Genomic DNA, 17,758 nt, shown 5'->3' with positions numbered 1-17,758 from the left:
CCGGACCGCTGGTTCTGAAGGGTTACTGGTTGCGGATTGGGATCGGCAGCTCGTCGATGCTCAGCTCGCGCACCAGTTCCGGGACCGCCCATTCAACGCCGTCTTCGACCTTGATCTTGAAGTGATACATGGGCTGCAGAGCCTGGTGATCTTCGGCGCGGAACATCATGGTGCCCTTGGGGGTTTCCCATTCCATGCCTTCCATCGCGGTGATCAGCTCTTCGGTGTCGGTCGAACCGGCCTTCTTGATGGCCTCGACTGCGGCGATACCGGCGGTCATGCCACCTGCGGTGAAGAAATCCGGCGGCGCGCCAAAGCGGGCTTCGTGCTCTTTCACCAGCCAGTCGTTCACCGGGTTCTGCGGGATCTCATAGTAGTAGTAGGTTGCGCCTTCCATGCCGGGGAATTCCTTGTAGGCCTTCATCGCCGCCAGAATGTTGCCGCCCGTTGCCATTTCAATGCCGAACCGGCTGGGGTCCATGGCGTTGATCTTGCTCATCGGGTTGCCGCCACCGGCCCAGATCACGAACAGCTTCTTCTTACCGTCCAGATCCTTCATCGCGTTGAAGATCCGCTCGGCGGCTGCAGTGAAGTCGGTGGTGTCGGTGGGCACGTATTCTTCGTGCGCAACGTCGCTGCCGACGCTTTCCAGCGCTTCCTTGAAAGCGGCGATGCCATCGCGGCCAAAGGCATAGTCCTGCGCCAGCGTGGCGATATGGGTGTCTTCACCGGCCAGCGCGATGGCGTTGGAGACCGCGTCCTGCGACGAGTTGCGCCCGGTGCGGAAGATATAGCGGTTCCAGTTGGCGCCGGTGATGCTGTCGGCCACAGCGGGCTCGACGATCAGCAGTTTTTCATATTCCTCGGCAACCGGCAGCATGGCCAGCGCCACGCCCGAGCTGACCGGACCGATGGCCAGATCGACTTCGTCATCGCCATAGGCCTCTTCCAGGAGGGCCTTGCCGTTTTCCGGCTTCAGCTGGGTGTCCTTTTCGATCACGACGATCTTTTCGCCGTTGATCTCCATGGTGCCGCCGGTGGCATATTCCAGCCCCAGCATCAGCCCGTCATGGGACTGTTTGGCGTAGGCCTCATAGGGGCCGGTTTTGCCGTAGATATGGGCGATCTTGATGTCTGCTGCTGCGGCCGAAGCCAAGGCAAGCGCCGACACCATACCCGCAAGAATAGCGCGTTTCATAGTTGTCCTCCCTGATGTCGCGCCGGTCTCTTTCGGGGTGTTCCCTTGGTCCTGGCGCGCTCTCGCTCCTGTGATTGCAGGCTACTGGCGGAAGGTAAAACCGGTCAATTGCAGGGAAATACGTAGCAGGCCCGCAGCGGGGAAACCACTGCGGGCCTGCGAATGAAGAACCTCTGCGCCAATGGGGCTGACAGGGAGGCAATTGAGGCTTAGCGCGCCTTCCAGTCGGCGGCCAGCTTGCGGGCGTTCTGGGCCAGGATCAGCACATCCAGACCCACCGCAAGGAACTGTGCGCCCATGTCGAAATAGGCCTGTGTCGCCTCTTCGGTGACGCCAAGGATGCCGGGCGCCTTGCCTGCAGCGCGGATATGTTCCAGCGCACCCGCGATCACCGCGCGCACTTCGGGGTGGGCGGCATTGCCCTGGTGGCCCATGTCGGTCGACAGATCTGCCGGGCCGATAAAGACGCCGTCGATGCCTTCGACCTGCAGGATGTCATCCAGCGCGGCAATCCCGGCGCGGTTTTCCACCTGCACCAGCAGGCAGATCTCCTGATCTGCGGTCTGGATGTATTCGCTGACCGATCCGAACCGGCTGGCCCGCGCCCCTGCAGCGCCGACACCGCGTGTGCCATGGGGCGGGTACTTGCAAGCGCGCACCAATTCCTCGGCCTGTTCGGCGCTTTCGACGATGGGCACCAGAACGGTCTGGGCGCCCGCATCCAACACCTGCTTGATAATCCAGGTCTCGCCAATCGGGACGCGCACTACCGGATGGCTGTCTGAGGCTTCAAGCGCCATCAGCTGGTCCCGGATTGAGCGGATGTCGTTGGGCGCGTGTTCGCCATCCACCACCAGCCAGTCAAAGCCGCAGGTGCCCATGATCTCGGCCACGGAGGGTTCGGCAAAGCTCATCCAGCAACCGATCTGGCGCTGTCCCTCGGCGAGGGCCTGTTTGAAGCTGTTCTTGGGTGCGGGCATGGAAAACCTCTTTGGTCAAATTGGGGCGGTCAGGTAGGGGCGGTCAGGCGAATGAAATGGCGACTTGGCCAAAGGGGCCGAAATCGGCGGTGATCTCGCTGCCTGGAGGGCATTCGATGGGCCGGATGAACGACCCCGAGAGGACGATATCCCCGGCGTCGATCTGTTGTCCATATTTCGCCATGCGGCGCGCCAGCCACAGCACGGATGTGACGGGATCGTTCAGCACCCCGGCACCAAGGCCGGTTTCCTCGACCGTGCCGTTGCGGGTGGCGATGGCACCGACCCAGCGCAGATCATGCGCGTCGATGTCGTGACGCGCCTCGCCCAGAACCACGCCCGCATTGGCGGCATTGTCGCTGATGGTGTCGGTGATGATACGCGCCTGCCCGGTGGCGGGATCGGCGCGCAGGATGCGCGTGTCGAGGATCTCCAGCGAAGGCGCCACATAGTCGGTGGCGGCGATGACATCCTCGCGCGTGCAATCGGCACCAGCCAGCGGTGCTTTCATCACAAAGGCGATCTCTGCCTCGACACGGGGCTGGATGAAGCGCCCGGCGGGCACAGTGCTGCCTGTCTCAAAGGCCATGTCATCCAGCAGCACGCCGCTGTCGGGCGTGGTGATGTTCAGCGCCTGCTGCATGGCGCGGCTGGTGAGGCCGATCTTCCAGCCGATTTTCTTCCGCCCCTGCGCCTGCTTTTGCGCCACCAGTGCCTTTTGCACGGCGTAGGCATCTTCCAGCGTCATGCCGGGATAGGCGAGGGACAAGAGCCCGCATTGCTGGCCACTCTCCTCAGCCCTCAGCAGGGTTGCGGCGGCCTCTGCGTGCTGGTCGGGCGTCATGCTTCGTCCTCTACCGTGTTGGTGAGCGTGCCGATGCCTTCGGCCTCGACCCTGATCTCATCGCCGGGTTTGAGGAAGCGGGGCGGATCGTACCGCGCGCCCGCGCCGGTGGGGGTGCCGGTCACGATCACATCGCCGGGCACCAGCGTGGTGAAGGTCGAGATATATTCGATCTGGCGGCAGATCGGGAACAGCATCCGGCTGGTGCGGTCGTCCTGGCGCAGCTCTCCATTCACATGAGTTGTGAGACGTACATCATCCAGTTGCGCGGCCGAGGTAAAGGGCACCAGCCACGGCCCCATGGCGCCGGAGTTGTCCCAGTTCTTGCCTTGCGTCACGTTGAATTTCGCATGGCGCACCCAGTCGCGCAGGGTGCCCTCGTTGCAAAGGGTTACGGCGGCGATATGGTCATAGGCGTTCTCGGCCTTGATGCGGCGGCCACCCTTGCCGATGACAATCGCGATCTCGCCTTCATAGTCCAGCTGCGGTGTTTCCGGCGGACGGATCAGCGGCTGGCCTTGCCCGCTGAAAGAGCGCGGGAAGCGGATGAACAGCGACATGTTCGGCGGCGCTTCCTGGCCGTCCTTGTATTCGGCATTGCGGTCAGGGAAGTTCACCCCGACGCAGATGATTTTCTCCGGGTTGGGCACGGGGATCTGGTAGGTGAATGTGCCATTGGGGTGGGTCACCGGGTGACCTTTGGCAGCCACTGCCAAATCATGCAGCCCATCGGCGGCGATCACATCGCGCAGGGTCGGCCAATGTGGGAACCCGGGCGACAGGGCGGCCATGCCCTCGTCCGTGACAGCGCCGTAATAGGTCTCGCCATTGGCGCTATAGGTGGCAAATCGCATCAATCGGCTCCTTCTGTCAGGCTGGCGGCGATCTCGGTGATGACATCATGGGCCATCATCACGTCGCCTTCCGTGGTTTCAAACTGACCCGCCTGGAAGCGGATCACCAGATCGCCATCGACGCGGGTCTGCGTCAGGTAAATTCGCCCGTCATCGTTGATCGCATTGACCAGCGCCAGGTTCAGCGCATCCAGATCCGTGGCGCCTTCGGGGGCATAGCGGAAGGTCCAGAGCGACCACATGGGCGGGGTCACGATCTCGAAATCCGGTGTCGCGGCGAGCTTGTCATGCAGTTGCACCGACCAGTTGACGTGGTTGCGCAGGCGGTTGCGCAGCCCTTCCAACCCATAGGTGCGGATCAGGAACCAGATCTTCAGCGCCCGGAAGCGGCGGCCCAGCGGCACCGACCATTCGGAATAGTTGATGATGCCGTCCTTGCCGTGGGTCTTCAGATACTCGGGGCTGATTGCCAGCGTCTGCACCAGATCGTCGGGGTTCTTCAGGAAATGGGCCGAGCAATCGAATTGCGCCCCGAGCCATTTGTGCGGGTTGAAGACGATGCTGTCGGCGCGCTCAATCCCCGGCCAGTAGTGGCGGTACTCGGGGCAGATCATCGCCGACCCGGCCCAGGCCGCGTCCACATGGGTGTAAAGGCCGTATTTCTCGGCCACATCCATCACCTTGTCAACGGGATCGGTGGCGCCGGTGCCGGTGCCGCCGACGCAGAGGATCACCCCTGCGGGCTGCAATCCTGCGGCGATGTCCGCCTCGATCGCCGCCTCCAGCGCTGCGGGATCCATACCGCGCCAATCACCCTTGATCGGCACCCGCACCAGGTTCTGCTGGCCGATGCCCGCGACCCAGATCGCGCGGTCGATCGAGGTATGCACTTCGGAGGAGCAATAGATGCGCAGCGGTTTCTGGTTGAACAGACCTTCTTCGTTGCCTTTCCAGTTCAGCGCCTTTTCCCGCATGGTTAGCACCGCCGCCAGGGTGGCCGAAGAGGCGCTGTCCTGAATGACGCCTTGATACGGCTCTGGCAGGTCCAGCGCCTGACGCAGCCAATCCATCATCCGGGTTTCCATCTCGGTCGCCGCCGGAGAGGTCTGCCAGAGCATGCATTGCGGCGCGATGGCAGAAACGAGGAACTCCGCCAATACCGAGGGCGCCGCGGCATTCGAGGTGAAATAGGCAAAGAAGCGCGGGTGCTGCCAATGGGTGATGCCGGGCATCACGATCTCTTCGAAGTCGGCAAAGATCTCTTCCATGCCGATCCCAGCCTCGGGCGGGCGGCTGGGCAGAGCGTTCAGCACTTCGCCCGGCTCGGTGCGGGCGCGCACGGGTTTTTCGCCCACGGTCAGGTGATAGTCCTGTGCCCAGTCGGCGACCTTGCGGCCCCAGTCTGAGAATTCATCCCATTTCATAAGTTAAGCTCCAATGTACGGGCCTTGGCCCGGACCGCGCCTGACCTTCCCTCTGGGAGGGCGCCTCTCGCCTCCCCAAGGTCAGACGCTGTCCTGATGTTGTTCTACGGTGCAATGATCGGCTGCGCGGTCAGGGCGCTGGGCTGTGGCTCTACCCCTTCAAAACTTGACCCTTCCTCGAACCAGCTGCGCGGCGCGGGGGCGCCCCAGAGGGTCTGACGCTGCGGATCCGTAAGCGACCATTTGATCGGCTCAAGGTCGGGATCGCAAGTCTGGTAATCCGAGCAATAGATCTCGATCCGGTGCCCGTCCGGGTCGCGCACATAGAGGAAAAACGCATTGGAGATCCCGTGCCGTCCGGGGCCACGCTCGATATTGTCCACGTAACCGGTGGTCGCCATCAGGTCGAGTAGGTCGATGATGGCCAGCGGGTTCGGCACCCAAAAGGCGGTGTGATGCAGGCGCGGGCCAAGACCATTGGTAAAGGCCACGTCATGCACGCCGCCCTTGCGGTGCATCCAGGCGGCCCAGACCTTCCCGCTGTCGTCATCTTCGGTGTATTCGGTGACGCGGAATCCGATCTCGTTGTAGAAGGCAACGCTGGCATCCACATCGGCCGAGAACATGTTGAAATGGTCGATGCGGAGCGGTTTTACCCCGTTATAGAGCCTGTATTTCTGGTGGATCGGCTCCAGCCGGTCCATCTTGACGTAGAACTCCAGCGGAATGCCCCAGGGATCGCGGGTGCGCAATGTGCGGCCCATATGCGGGCGCTCCACCCATTCCACAGGCAGGCCCTTGGCGGCGAAGAAATCCGCAGCCTTGTCCAGATCCGGCTCGTCAAACAGCTTGAACCCCAGAACGGCTACCGATGCGCTGTCTGCCTGCACCAGCACGATACAGTGATGACCGCGTTCCTCCATCGCGCGCAGATAGATGCGGGCGTCATCCTCATGCGTCACCTGAAGGCCCAGCGTGTCCACGTAAAAGGCGCGGCTGGCGGCAAGGTCCGTCACCGCATATTCCACATGGCTGAGGCGGACGATGTTGAAGGGCGGGTAGAGTACGGGGGCGGGAACGGGCATCTGTGCCTCCTTGTTGATCCGGCGTTCAGACCGGGAAAATCACGTTTGTCTGGCCGGTGCCGGAGCTGGGGAAATAGGGCGTCACCACCTCGCATTTGCCATCATAGGCATCCCATCCCAGCGCGCCATAGAGCATCGCCGTGTCATGCATCGAGCCTTCACCGCAGCAGAATTGCGCATATTCGCTGAGCATTTTCAGGAAGGTCGCGTGATCGCCGTTCTTCCACATCTCCAGCACATGCAGGTCCATCTGGCGGTTGAACTCCGAACTGATGGTGAAGGTGCCATTGTTGGCGGCGTAGTCCTTGTTGGCCCAAATCTTGTGGGACAAGGAGCCGGAGGCAACCAGCAACACCTTGCTGTTTGAGGCTTCAACGGCGGCGCGGATGGCTTCGCCCACGATACGGCTTTCGTCATGGCCATGAACCGTGGCCCAGGCCGCGACAGAGACGACCTTCATGTCGTGCTCGCGGCTCATGAACCGCATCGGGACAAGGGTTCCGTATTCCAGCTCCAGACTGTCCAGATGATGCGCCAGCGTATAGGCGCCCCGGTCCGAGGCTTCTTTCGCGATGGCATCACCCAGCTCGGGGTTGCCGTCATAGCCGTAAGGCAGATCCTGGATGAACTGCGGGAACTCGTTCGAGGTAAAAAGCCCCTCGAAGCGTTTGTTGGCGTTGATGTGAAAGCCCGCGTTGATCACCCAATGGGTGTCGCAGATCACCACCGTATCAGCGCCAAGCGCCTTGGCCCGGCGGGCGATCTCATAGTGCCCGTCGATGGCGGGCTGGCGGGTGCCTTTGATGGGGCCCTCCTGCTCGGACATGAGCATGGTGGGCACGTGGGTCATCTTGGCGGCAAGAACGATCTCTCCCATGGGTCTCCTCCCGAAAGGTTGCGCGCGTTTCCGAAAGGGTGATCAGGCGCCGAGGCGCGCGATCTTGTGCTGGCCGGTGGCGAAACCGATGTGCTTCTGCTCCATGTAGAACTCGAAACTCCAGTCGCCGCCGTCGCGGCCGATGCCGGAGGCCTTGACCCCGCCAAAGGGGGTGGGCAGGTGGCGCACGTTTTCGCTGTTCACCCAGATCATCCCAGCTTCAAGCCGGTCGGTAAAACGCAGCGCGCGCGTCAGATCGTTGGTCCAGACATAGCCGGTCAGCCCGTAGGGCGTGTCATTGGCGATCTCGAGCGCCTCTTCCTCGGTGTTGAAGGGGATTGAGGTCAGCACCGGGCCAAAGATCTCCTCGCGCGCGATGCGCATCTGGTTGTCGGCGCCGGTGAACAGGGTGGGGCGCACGAAATAACCTTCGTCGCCTACGGTCTCACCCCCTGCAGCAACTGTGGCGCCATCTTCGCGGGCGATGCCGAAATAGGAGGTTACCTTGTCGAAATGCTCCTTGCTGATCAGCGGACCGATTTCGGTGGTGGGGTCGAGCGGATGGCCCACCTTGATGCGATTGACGCGCTCCACCAGCTTGGCCTCGAATTCGTCGCGGATGCTGTCCTGCACCAGAAGGCGCGAGGAAGAGGTGCAGCGTTCGCCGTTGATCGAATAGATCATGAAGATCACCGCATCCAGCGCGCGGTCCAGATCGGCGTCGTCAAAGACGATGACCGGGTTCTTGCCGCCCAGCTCCAGATGCACCCGCTTCAGCGTATCGGCACCCTGCTTGGTGATGAGGCTCCCGGTGCGGCTTTCGCCGACAAAGGCGATGGCCTTGATATCGGGATGTTCGGTCAGGCGCTTGCCCGCGTCTTCGCCATAGCCATTGACGGTGTTGAGGACACCCGGCGGCAGGCCTGCCTCTTCGGCGATTTCGACCAGCAGGCGCGCGGTCAGGGGCGAATCCTCGGCCGGTTTGTGAACCACGGTGCAGCCCGCCGCCAAGGCAGGCGCGATCTTCCATGTGGACAGCATGAAGGGCGTGTTCCACGGCGTGATCACCCCCACCGGGCCAATCGGCACGCGGGTGGTGATATTCATCAGGGTCGGTGATTTCAGGTGCTGGCCATCGCGGGCCTGCACCACCTGATCGGCGAAATAGCGAAAGTTCTCAGCCCCGCGCAGGGCGGCCTTGGACATGAACCGCAGGGCCTGGCCGGTGTCCCAGCATTCGCAGAGCGCGATTTCCTCGGCGCGGGCCTCGATTGCATCGGCAATGCGCAAGAGGATCTTGCGCCGCTCGGTGGCGGGCATGTCGCGCCAGACCGGAAAGGCTGCCTTGGCAGCGGCAGCGGCTTGGTCCACGTCCGCCTCAGAGCCGCGCGCCACATCGCAGATCACGCTCTTGTCCACCGGAGAGGTCGACTGGAACACACCGCCGGATCCGGCGATATCCTGCCCGGCAATGCGGTTCTGGATACCGGTGTCCTTGAAACGCGCCAGATAGCCGCTGAGTTTCTCGATATTGCTGGCCAGATCGCTCATCACTGCTCTGCCTTCTTCATATGGTCGCGGATGGTGCCGCATTTGGGGGAAAGATCGGGGGCGATGTCGCGCATCTCAAACGACAGCGCGAGGGAGTGGGCCTGCATGGCGGGTTCCAGATAACGCCGCGCGGCCTCAAAAATCTCCGTCGTGGCCCGTTTACGGGTGTCCAGATCGCGGCCGCCGCGCAGGCGGACTGCAATGTCCACATACCCGTGCTGCGGATCGCCATCGGCAATCGAGACATGGGTCGCGGCAAAGGCGCGCACCCGGATCCCGGCAAGGGGCAGCACGCCGGTGTCCGCCGCCGCAAGGCGCAGCCGGTTGCACAGACCGGCAATATCCGCATAGCCTGCGACATTCGGGGAATAGTCCACCGTGATATGGGGCACTGATCCGTGCTCCTCCCTAGATCATTAACATGTGTAGCAAAATCCGCGCCGGTGGTCAACTGTGCGGGATATCGTCCATTCCAATTGCGTTTTGCCTGATTTTGAGGTGATAAACGCACATGACAAAAGCACTGCCATCCACCGACCGTTCGCTGCCGATTGCCTTGTTGCGGGCGCGTGAGCGGGTCATGGGCCCGATTCGAGCGCTCCTGAGCGACGTGAACCTCACTGAACAGCAGTGGCGGGTGCTGCGCGTGGTGCAGGAAAGCGGGCCTACAGACCCGACCCAGATTTCGGAAGAGGCCTGCCTGCTGCTGCCTAGCCTGACCCGCATTCTGCAAAAGCTTGAGGAAAAACAGTTGATCAGCCGCAGCCGCGACGAGAGCGACCGGCGCCGTCAGGTGATCACGATCACCGCAGCAGGAGAGCAGATCATCGATGACAATATCGGTGCCAGCATGGAACTGGCCGCCCGGACCCGGAACAAAATGGGTGAGGAGCGTTATGAGGCACTGCTCGACTTGCTGAACGATCTGGACAAGATCGACCTCTAGGGCGTCGTTAGGCCTTTGGGCCGAGGCTTAATCGGGCAGGCGCAGGAAGACCTGGACATCGGCGACATTGGTGCCGGTGCCGCCGGTCATCAGCAATGCATCTGCGGATTTGAGCGCGGCGTAGCTGTCGTTATTGGCCAGAAGCGCCTTGGGGTCCTGCCCGGCGTCCCGGATGGCCTGCCAGGTGCCGGGGCCGACAAGTCCGCCTGCTGCATCGGTCGGGCCATCGCGCCCATCGGTACCGCCCGAGAGGAACAGCCAGTTGCCAGAGAGCTGCGCGGCGCCCAGCTGCGCCACCCGCAGCGCGAGTTCTTGGTTGCGCCCGCCCAAGCCGTCACCGGCCAGCCGCACTGTGGTTTCCCCGCCAAAGATCATTGCGACGGGCAGGTCAGTTGCCGCCATTTGCGCGGCCGCGATAACGGTTTCGGCGGCTTCCGCCACATCTCCGGTCAGATGATCGCTGACGATCTCTGCCTGCCACCCCTCTGCTGCCTGTTTCATGGCGGCTAGGCTATGCCGGTTCGATCCGATCAGGATATTCTCAGCCTCTGGCAGGTTGGCAGGCGTTTCGGGAGCAGACAGATGCGCCTGTACCGCTGCAGGGCAATCCGTCCAGATGCCCGCCCGTTCCAGCACCGCGCGAGCGTCGCTCCGGGTGCCGATGGGGGACGCAGTCGGACCGGATGCAATGGCGCGCAGGTCGTCGCCAATAACATCCGACAGTAAGTAGGCCGTGACCGGGGCGGGTGCCGCATGGCGCAATAGCCCGCCGCCCTTCAGGTCTGACAGCTGCTGGCGGACCAGGTTCATCTCGTTGATCTCAAGCCCCGAGGCCAGCAGCAGACGCCCGACCTCTGCCTTGTCCGCGAGGGTCAGACCCGGTGCAGGCGCCACCATCAGGGCGGAACCGCCGCCCGACATGAGGGCAATCACCCGATCCTGTGGGGTGGTGCCTGCAAGAAAGTCGATCACCGCGCGGCCCGCTGCGGCGCTGGCCTCATCCGGGACGGGATGGCTGCCCGCCAGCACGCGCGCCCCGGGCAGATCGCAGATGTTTTCCGGGTTGGTCACCACAAGCGCCGCCCGGGGCTGCTGAATATGCTCCAGCGCCTCGCGCATCATCGGGATAGCGGCCTTGCCCACGGCGAGGATCAGGGTGCGCCCGCCCTCGGGGCAGGGCGGCAGCGGATGCGCGGTAATCTGACGGCGTAGGGCGAGCGCTGGATCGGCGCGTTCCACGGCGGCAGAGAATAGTTCCAGGGCGGTGTCACGGAGGTCGGTCATGGGCATCATCCCTGTCAGATCGCGGCATCCGGGCGGCACCGGGATGTTATCGCTAAATTCGCAAAATCTTCTGCCCGATAGATGCGGGCAGCGTCAACCGCCGGGGCGCTGACGCCGGTGCGCGCGCGGCCCGTTGGTGGTGATCTCGTGCAGCGACAACGTGTGGTCGGCGTTCTTCATCCGGTGGCGCAGCATGGTGCGGGTCAGCCGCGCCAGATCTGCCTGCAGGGCGGGATCCCCGGCGACATTTTCCATTTCCCCTGCGCCCTGGTGATCAAACAAGATGGGCGGCAGGTCGGCTGCGAACTCGACCAGGGTGAACCGCTCATCGCGCAGGATCGCGAGAGAGGCCTCCGATGGCCGGATGCCAAAGGCGCCTGCGCCGGTGGTGGCGGGGTCTGCGAAGTCCAGTTCGGAATAGGAATAGCGGCGCCAGTCCGTGGGTGCCTCACCCTGCAGCAGCGGCAACAGGGAGGTGCCGTCCATCGCATTCGGGATCTCCTGTCCGACCCAGTCCAGAATGGTGGGGGTCAGGTCGATCGACTCGGTGATCTCCTGCACCCTGCTCCCAGCGCGCGCGCCATTGCCCGGTAGGCGCACGATCAGCGGCGTCTGGTAGGCTGCGTCATAGACCGAGAACTTGCCCCAACTGTGGTGGTCGCCCAGCATCTCGCCATGATCGGCGCTGATGATGACAAGGGTGTTGTCCTCCTGGCCGCTGTCCTTCAGGAACTGCAGGACCCGTCCGATATGGGCGTCCACCTCGCTTGCCAGCCCCAGGTAGATCGCGCGCAGTGTCTGTACCACGTCGTCATCGTCGCCCAGATCGGGAAAGCCCAGCACGGTGGAGGCGGGCGTCACCGCATCGATGGCAGGGCCGAAAAACGGATGCAAGGCGCGCTCGGCCTCTGCATCGGCCAGCCGGTTGGGCAGGGGTAGCGCGGCGGGATCGTACATATCGTTATAGGGCGCAGGCGCCACCAGCGGCGGGTGCGGACGGATATAGGTCAGATGCGCGAACCAGCTTTGATCGCCATAGGCGGGCATGGTGGCCAGAAACCGGTCGGTCAGAAAGGCGGTGTCGCTGTCCTCGGCCCGGTAGGGGGCCGGATCGTTGAGGCGGGGCGCGCCGCCAGTGGGCGAGACGGGTTTGTAGAGATCCCAGTAGTCGTCAAAGGTGTAGCCCCTGTTCATCAGGTGGGAGCGCCACGGGTAGGACATTTCGAGCCGCATCTCCAACATCTCGTGGAAATCGGCCATGTGGTATTCATAGGTCTGCACCGCCGGGTCGTTCGGGTGATGCACCCGAGGATCGCGGGAGGTGTCGGTATAGCCGAACAGCATCGGCAGATAGCCTGCCTTGCGCATTTCTCCGGCCAGCGTCGGCGCATCGTGGCGCAGCGGCGTGCCATTGCGGACCGAGCGGTGGTTCATCGCGTATTGCCCGGTAAGGATCGAGGCGCGCGAAGGGCCGCAGGGGTTCACCACCGTGTAATTGCGCTCGAAGGTGACGGCGGTTTCCATGAAGGCGCGCAGGTTTGGCAGTTCCACATGCTCGGCCAGGGCGCCGGTCAGGGAATCGGCCCGCAGCTGGTCGATGAGGATGAACAGAACATTCTTCCGGGGTTGATCCGGTTGGGCCATGGCGCGTCTCTTCTCAGGCTGTCTTTTGCCAGATAATCCCGCCCTTCGGGGTTTGGAAAGTCTTTTCTGTACCACACAATCATGTGACTATTGACCGGTATTTGTGGAATTGTGTGGATTTAACTTGTGGTTTTGGCCATTTTGAGGTCTAAAACGCGCTCCATCTTGGGTATTGAGGCCGACCAGCATGCCGACTGCTCCGACTTTATCACGCCGCGAAGCCGAACTGATGGACGCCCTGCGCCATCTGGGCGGATCGGGGCGTAATGCTGAACTGGCGCGGGTGCTGGATGTGTCGGAAGAAACCGTGCGTCGCACGATCAAGACGCTGGCCAAGGCGGGGTTGATCGGACGGGTGCATGGCGGGGCGCATCTGACAGGCGCGCAGGCAGGCGCCAGTTTTTTTCGCCGCATCGGTGAAAACCCGGAGGAAAAGCTCCGCATCGCCGAGGCCGCGGCTGCGGAGATCGGTGATGGCATGACGGTGTTTCTGGATGTCGGATCCACCACTGCCTTTGTGGCGGAGGCGTTGCGGCAGAAGGTGGGGTTGACGGTGGTGACCAATTCCATCGGCGTGGCGCAGGTCCTGTCGAACCACAATGGCAACCGGGTGCATGTTCTGGGCGGCGAAATGCAGGGCGATGAACGGGGCACCTTCGGACCGGTGACAGAGCAGCAGGCCGGTCGGTTCGCGTTTGATGTGGCGGTTCTGTCGGCGGATGCCCTATCGGCCAAACACGGAGTTCTGTACCAGAACGCCCCCGAGGCACGGCTGGTTCAGGTGGCCGCAGAGGGTGCTGAGCGGGTGATCGTGGTGCTGGCGCATCCCAAATTCGGCAAGACGGCCCCCCATCGCGGCCCGGCGCCGGAGGAACTGGACCTTCTCGTGACCGACCTGCCGCCGGGGAAGAAACTGACAAAGGCGCTGGCGGACTGGGGGATCAGCACCGTCATCGCTGAGCAGGCAGATAATGAAAAAGAAGACTGAGGTACGAAGACAGACATGGCGATACTGACCTTTCTGATCAGCCTGGCCGGGGCGACGATGCTGCTGTTGTTTGCCGTGCGCATGGTGCGCACCGGCATCGAGCGCAGCTATGGCGCCTCTTTCCAGCGGCTGCTGACCGGCGCCGACAGTCAGGTGCAGGCCGGGCTGTCCGGGATCGGTTTGGCGCTGGTGCTGCAAAGCTCGGCTGCGGTGGCGCTATTGGTGACGGGATTTGCCGCCAGTGGTTATCTCGCCTTTCCGGCGGGTCTGGCCATCGTGTTGGGCGGCGATCTCGGTTCGGCGCTGATCATTCAGATCCTGTCGTTCCGGCTGGATTGGCTGGTGCCGGTGCTGCTGGCCATCGGTGGCTACCTGTTCGTGAAGACCGAAGCCAAGAAACCCCGCCAGTTGGGGCGGATCCTGCTGGGGGTTGCCTTTATCTTGATCTCTCTGCGTTTCCTGCGCGAGGCGATGGATCCGATCCGCGACAGCGCCTTTCTGCCTGCCATTGCGGGCTATCTGGCGCGCGATTACATCACCGCCTTCCTTGTGGGCGGGGCGCTGGCATTCGTGATGCATTCTTCGGTCGCGGCCATCCTGATGTGCGTCACGCTGGTGCAGATCGGAGCGCTGCCCTTTGCCGCCGGTCTGTCGCTGGTGCTTGGGGCGAACTTCGGCTCGGCCTTCATTCCGATCTGGCTGAGCCGGGGCATGGCGATCCAGGCCCGGCGGATCCCCTTTGCCAATCTCGGGCTGCGCGGCAGTTGGGCAGTGATCTGCCTTGTGGCCGCCAACGAAGCCCTGCGCGAGGGGCTGTTGGGCGATCTGCAAGGCGGGCAGACGCTGGTTTATGCGCATCTCGCCTTCAACGCATCGCTTCTGTGCGTGGCCCTGCCACTGTGCCGTCCCATGCAGGGGCTGATGATCCGGCTGCTACCTGAACCAGCCGCCCCCGAGGATGTGGTGCCGGGCCGTCCGGTCAGCGCGCTGGTGCCGGGCGATTATGCCTCCCCGGCGCAGGCGGTGGCCGATCTCAAGCGCGAGTTGCTGCGCATGTCTGGCCTGATCGAGTCGATGTTCCGCCCGCTGCCCGAACTTTACCGCAGTGGTGACGCTGCGCAGATCAAGGCAGTTCAGGCGCTCGATCATGAGGTCAACGCCTGCCTGTCCGGGATCCGTTCCTATGTGGCGGGCATCCCCGAGGACAGCTTTGACAGGGCCGAGCTGAAAACTGCACGGGAGATGGTCGAATATGCGATCCGTCTGGAAACCGCCGGCGATGTTGCTGCCGCGCGGCTGGCGGCGCTGGCCGGGGATCTGAACCGTAAGGGCCTACGGTTCTCCAGCGACGGTTGGAGCGAAATCACCCGCATGCATGAAGCCATCATGGCCAATCTGCGGCTGGCTTCGAACGTGCTGATCTCGGACGATCTGGAAAGCGCGCGGCTGCTCAACCTGGAAAAGACCGAGGTCAAGCGGATGGAGCGCGACAGCCGCAAACGGCACCTGAAACGGCTGCAACGCGGGGTGGCTGATAGTTTTGAATCCTCGGACATCCATCTGGAGACGCTGCGGGCGCTGCGGGAGTTCAACAGTCATATCGCGGCGGTGTCCTATCCGGTGCTCTATCGCAACGGGCAGCTGCTGGAGACGCGTCTGATCGAGGACATGACACCGGAACCGGCAGGCTGACAGTGATCGCCGCCGGAAATGCCCTGAACTCTCCTGTCATGAAAGGTGCCCTGCGGCCGTGACCCTATTCGTCGTATCGATCATCCTGTCTGCCGCCATGCTGCACGCGGTCTGGAACGCAATTGTAAAAACCGCCGCCGACCGCACCACAATGCTCGGGCTTGTGGCGCTGGGTCATGTGATCCCCGGCGCGGCGATGGTGGTGCTCCTGCCCTTGCCCGCGCCGGAAAGCATGCCCTACGTGCTGGCCTCCACGCTGATACATTTTGGCTATTTCTACATGCTTGGGCGGGCCTATGCCCATGGCGATCTGAGCGTCGTCTATCCCATCGCCCGGGGCATTGTTCCGGCGCTGGTGGCGCTTTGGGCGATGATTTTTGCTGGGGAGGTGCTGCCGCTGCAGGCCTGGGGCGGTATTGCGCTGATCGCCCTGGGCATCCAGCTCAGCAGTTGGCAGGCGCTGCGCTCGGGTGTCGAAAGCGGCGTGGGGAGGGCGGCGCTTGGCTATGCCGTTGGTACCGGGTTTTGCATTTCTGCCTATTCGCTGACCGATGGTCTGGGGGTGCGCCTGTCTGGCAATACGCTCAGCTACTGGGCCTGGGGCGCCTTTCTGCATCTCTTCGTTGCCGGTTTCATCGGGCTGCGCAAGCGGAACACTCTGGCAGCCCTGCGCCCGCGCACCTGGATCATCGGGATCGGCGGCGGTCTGGTGTCGATGACAGCCTATGGTCTGGTTCTTTATGCCAAGAATTTTGCCCCCCTCGGGGCGGTCTCGGCGCTGCGTGAAACCTCGGTCATCTTTGCCGCGCTGATCGGATTCGTTTTCCTGAAAGAGGGCAACTGGATCCGCCGTCTGGGAGCGGCTGTTCTGATGGCGGGGGGCGTTGCACTGATCGGAACGTCTTTGTGATGGGCATCAAGCCGCGCCGACTGCTCAATCTTCGGGCATGGGCGTTGACGCAACGCCGGGCGGCGCGCAAAGTGTTAGCGGCCACATTTCCAATGCGGCGCATTAAGATCAAGATAAACAGGGGCTTTTGGGCGAATCTGGACCCATTTGGGCGTCGCGCTGCGACATTCTGGCCTTATCAATTTTTGAAACTGTCACTGTCGACTGAGACAGGCCAACCGCAAGCTTTTGTTACTTGAGACAACGAAAATAAAAACACGACCAATAATCCAATAGGGAGTATCCAAACAATGACTGCAAAACACACCGTCACCCGGCGTTCCGTGCTGAAGACAGCAGGCGCAGCCGCGCTGGCCGCACCGCTTTATTCCAAGAGCGCGCTGGCCTCTTCGGGTGAAGTCAACATTCTGATGTGGTCGGATTATCTGCCGCCTTCCTTCCTCGAAGCCTTTGAGGCGGAAACCGGTATCAAGGTGAATTACACCGGTATCGGCTCGAACGAGGAAATCATCAACAAGATGAAGGCGACCAAGGGGCAGGGCTTTGACATCGTATCGCCCACCAACAACCGCTCGCTGCAGTGGGGCCCGCTGGAGTTGCTGCAACCTTTTGACATGAGCAAGGTGAACATCGACGCGGTGAACCCGGCGATGGCCAAGATCGGTACCGACGCCTGGAACTTTGGCGGCAAGGGCTCGCACTGGCTGCCGCATATCTGGGGCACCGAAGGTATCGCTTACCGTACCGACAAATGGCTGCCTGCGGGCGATGCGCCCTCCTATGGCGATGTCTGGAGCGAAGAGAACGCCGGCAAGACCATGGGCCGCGCGCATTCGATGATGCTGGGCGCCGGTCTGTACATGGAAGCTTCGGGTGAGATGGAGCCGGGTTCTGTCTGGGCCGCCTACGAAGACGAAGAGACCATGCGCAAGGTCTGGGGCCAGATCACCGACTGGTGTGTGGCGCGAAAGGACCGGATCAAGCTGATCTGGAACGATGCCGATACCCAGAAGAACGGTCTGCTGAACGAAGGCGTCGTGGTTGGTCAGACCTGGGACGGCCCGCCGCTGGCGCTGAAATCCGCGGGCGAACCGGTGCATTACCAGGCGCCGGTCGAAGGTGCGATGGCATGGGTCGATGGCATGTCGATGCCGGTTGGCGCGCAGAACATCGAACAGATCTATGCCTTCATCGAGTTCGCCTACCGCAAGGAGCCCGCGGGCGTGGCCATCGACAGCCATGGTTACAACTCGCCGGTTCTGGGCGCAGATGCCTACTCGGGCGACACCTACAAGAAGAACTTCGCCGAAGCCTATCCCGGCGACAGCCTGGCCAATCTCAACCCCTGGCCGGCCGAGGCGCCCTGGTACGCCGACGTGCGCACCGAGTTCGTCAACAAGTTCAAGAGCGCCTGATCCGCGCCTGATAAAACTGGCCTCCCGGTGCATCCGGGGGGCCAGCCGCGCGCCAGATGGCGCAAG

At 62.7% G+C, this 17,758-nt stretch carries 16 protein-coding genes; 5 read left to right on the top strand and 11 right to left on the bottom strand.

Translation table 11 applies throughout. From position 1 onward, the window contains the following. Positions 1–22: 22 nt before the first annotated feature. From SM765_RS13665 to SM765_RS13625, 9 genes are all read right to left on the bottom strand, one after another. The gene (locus SM765_RS13665) at positions 23–1,198 is read right to left on the bottom strand and encodes a substrate-binding domain-containing protein (protein WP_274833292.1); all 1,176 of its coding nucleotides are present in this window, start codon (positions 1,196–1,198) and stop codon (positions 23–25) included. Between the two features lie 209 nt (positions 1,199–1,407). Next, positions 1,408–2,178 (bottom strand): HpcH/HpaI aldolase family protein, encoded by a 771-nt coding sequence (locus tag SM765_RS13660; RefSeq protein WP_274830356.1) that lies wholly within the window; start codon positions 2,176–2,178, stop codon positions 1,408–1,410. Positions 2,179–2,221: 43 nt separating this feature from the next. Next, the gene (hpaH, locus tag SM765_RS13655) at positions 2,222–3,022 is read right to left on the bottom strand and encodes a 2-oxo-hept-4-ene-1,7-dioate hydratase (protein ID WP_274838224.1); all 801 of its coding nucleotides are present in this window, start codon (positions 3,020–3,022) and stop codon (positions 2,222–2,224) included. Beyond that, the gene (locus tag SM765_RS13650; protein WP_274838225.1) at positions 3,019–3,876 is read right to left on the bottom strand and encodes a fumarylacetoacetate hydrolase family protein; all 858 of its coding nucleotides are present in this window, start codon (positions 3,874–3,876) and stop codon (positions 3,019–3,021) included. Before SM765_RS13650 ends, hpaH begins: the two co-directional genes overlap by 4 nt. Then, positions 3,876–5,300 carry a pyridoxal phosphate-dependent decarboxylase family protein gene (locus SM765_RS13645; RefSeq protein WP_274838226.1) on the bottom strand — a complete coding sequence of 475 codons (1,425 nt, stop codon included), beginning with the start codon at positions 5,298–5,300 and terminating at the stop codon, positions 3,876–3,878. The genes SM765_RS13650 and SM765_RS13645 overlap by 1 nt, the downstream gene beginning before the upstream one ends. 104 nt (positions 5,301–5,404) lie before the next feature. Continuing rightward, positions 5,405–6,385, bottom strand: coding sequence for a 3,4-dihydroxyphenylacetate 2,3-dioxygenase (gene hpaD / locus SM765_RS13640; protein WP_274838227.1), 981 nt, complete (start codon positions 6,383–6,385; stop codon positions 5,405–5,407). A gap of 25 nt (positions 6,386–6,410) precedes the next feature. Continuing rightward, on the bottom strand, positions 6,411–7,262 hold the full coding sequence (gene hpaD, locus SM765_RS13635; RefSeq protein WP_274838228.1) for a 3,4-dihydroxyphenylacetate 2,3-dioxygenase: 852 nt from the start codon (positions 7,260–7,262) through the stop codon (positions 6,411–6,413). Positions 7,263–7,304: 42 nt separating this feature from the next. Continuing rightward, positions 7,305–8,813, bottom strand: a complete 1,509-nt coding sequence (hpaE, locus tag SM765_RS13630; protein ID WP_274838229.1) for a 5-carboxymethyl-2-hydroxymuconate semialdehyde dehydrogenase — start codon at positions 8,811–8,813, stop codon at positions 7,305–7,307. Continuing rightward, a complete protein-coding gene (locus SM765_RS13625; protein ID WP_274838230.1) occupies positions 8,813–9,205 on the bottom strand; it encodes a 5-carboxymethyl-2-hydroxymuconate isomerase in 393 nt (130 codons plus the stop codon). The genes hpaE and SM765_RS13625 overlap by 1 nt, the downstream gene beginning before the upstream one ends. Before the next feature lie 119 nt (positions 9,206–9,324). Here SM765_RS13625 and hpaR point away from each other — a divergent pair, with 119 nt between their 5' ends. Beyond that, the gene (gene hpaR / locus SM765_RS13620) at positions 9,325–9,759 is read left to right on the top strand and encodes a homoprotocatechuate degradation operon regulator HpaR (protein WP_065271606.1); all 435 of its coding nucleotides are present in this window, start codon (positions 9,325–9,327) and stop codon (positions 9,757–9,759) included. A gap of 27 nt (positions 9,760–9,786) precedes the next feature. Here hpaR and SM765_RS13615 read toward each other — a convergent pair whose 3' ends face one another. Together SM765_RS13615 and SM765_RS13610 are read right to left on the bottom strand one after the other, a co-directional pair. Next, positions 9,787–11,043 (bottom strand): glycerate kinase type-2 family protein, encoded by a 1,257-nt coding sequence (locus SM765_RS13615; RefSeq protein ID WP_274838231.1) that lies wholly within the window; start codon positions 11,041–11,043, stop codon positions 9,787–9,789. A gap of 93 nt (positions 11,044–11,136) precedes the next feature. Then, the gene (locus SM765_RS13610; protein ID WP_368981547.1) at positions 11,137–12,687 is read right to left on the bottom strand and encodes a sulfatase-like hydrolase/transferase; all 1,551 of its coding nucleotides are present in this window, start codon (positions 12,685–12,687) and stop codon (positions 11,137–11,139) included. A gap of 187 nt (positions 12,688–12,874) precedes the next feature. Between SM765_RS13610 and SM765_RS13605 the strand changes: the two genes are divergently transcribed. From SM765_RS13605 to SM765_RS13590, 4 genes are all read left to right on the top strand, one after another. Then, on the top strand, positions 12,875–13,675 hold the full coding sequence (locus tag SM765_RS13605) for a DeoR/GlpR family DNA-binding transcription regulator (RefSeq protein WP_274833303.1): 801 nt from the start codon (positions 12,875–12,877) through the stop codon (positions 13,673–13,675). Between the two features lie 15 nt (positions 13,676–13,690). Next, positions 13,691–15,367: a Na/Pi cotransporter family protein gene (locus SM765_RS13600; protein WP_274835539.1), complete on the top strand. Its 1,677-nt coding sequence runs from the start codon at positions 13,691–13,693 to the stop codon at positions 15,365–15,367. A gap of 58 nt (positions 15,368–15,425) precedes the next feature. After that, entirely contained in the window at positions 15,426–16,277 is an 852-nt protein-coding gene (locus SM765_RS13595) for a DMT family transporter (RefSeq protein WP_065271602.1), read from the top strand. Between the two features lie 290 nt (positions 16,278–16,567). Further along, the gene (locus SM765_RS13590; protein ID WP_065271601.1) at positions 16,568–17,692 is read left to right on the top strand and encodes an extracellular solute-binding protein; all 1,125 of its coding nucleotides are present in this window, start codon (positions 16,568–16,570) and stop codon (positions 17,690–17,692) included. Positions 17,693–17,758: the final 66 nt, after the last annotated feature.

This window comes from Pseudophaeobacter sp. 1A09344, assembly GCF_041008745.1.
GTDB classification, from domain to species: Bacteria; Pseudomonadota; Alphaproteobacteria; order Rhodobacterales; family Rhodobacteraceae; genus Phycobacter; species Phycobacter gallaeciensis_A.
The sequence above is the reverse complement of the archived record's forward strand: the minus strand, read 5'-3'. Positions and strand labels throughout refer to the sequence as shown.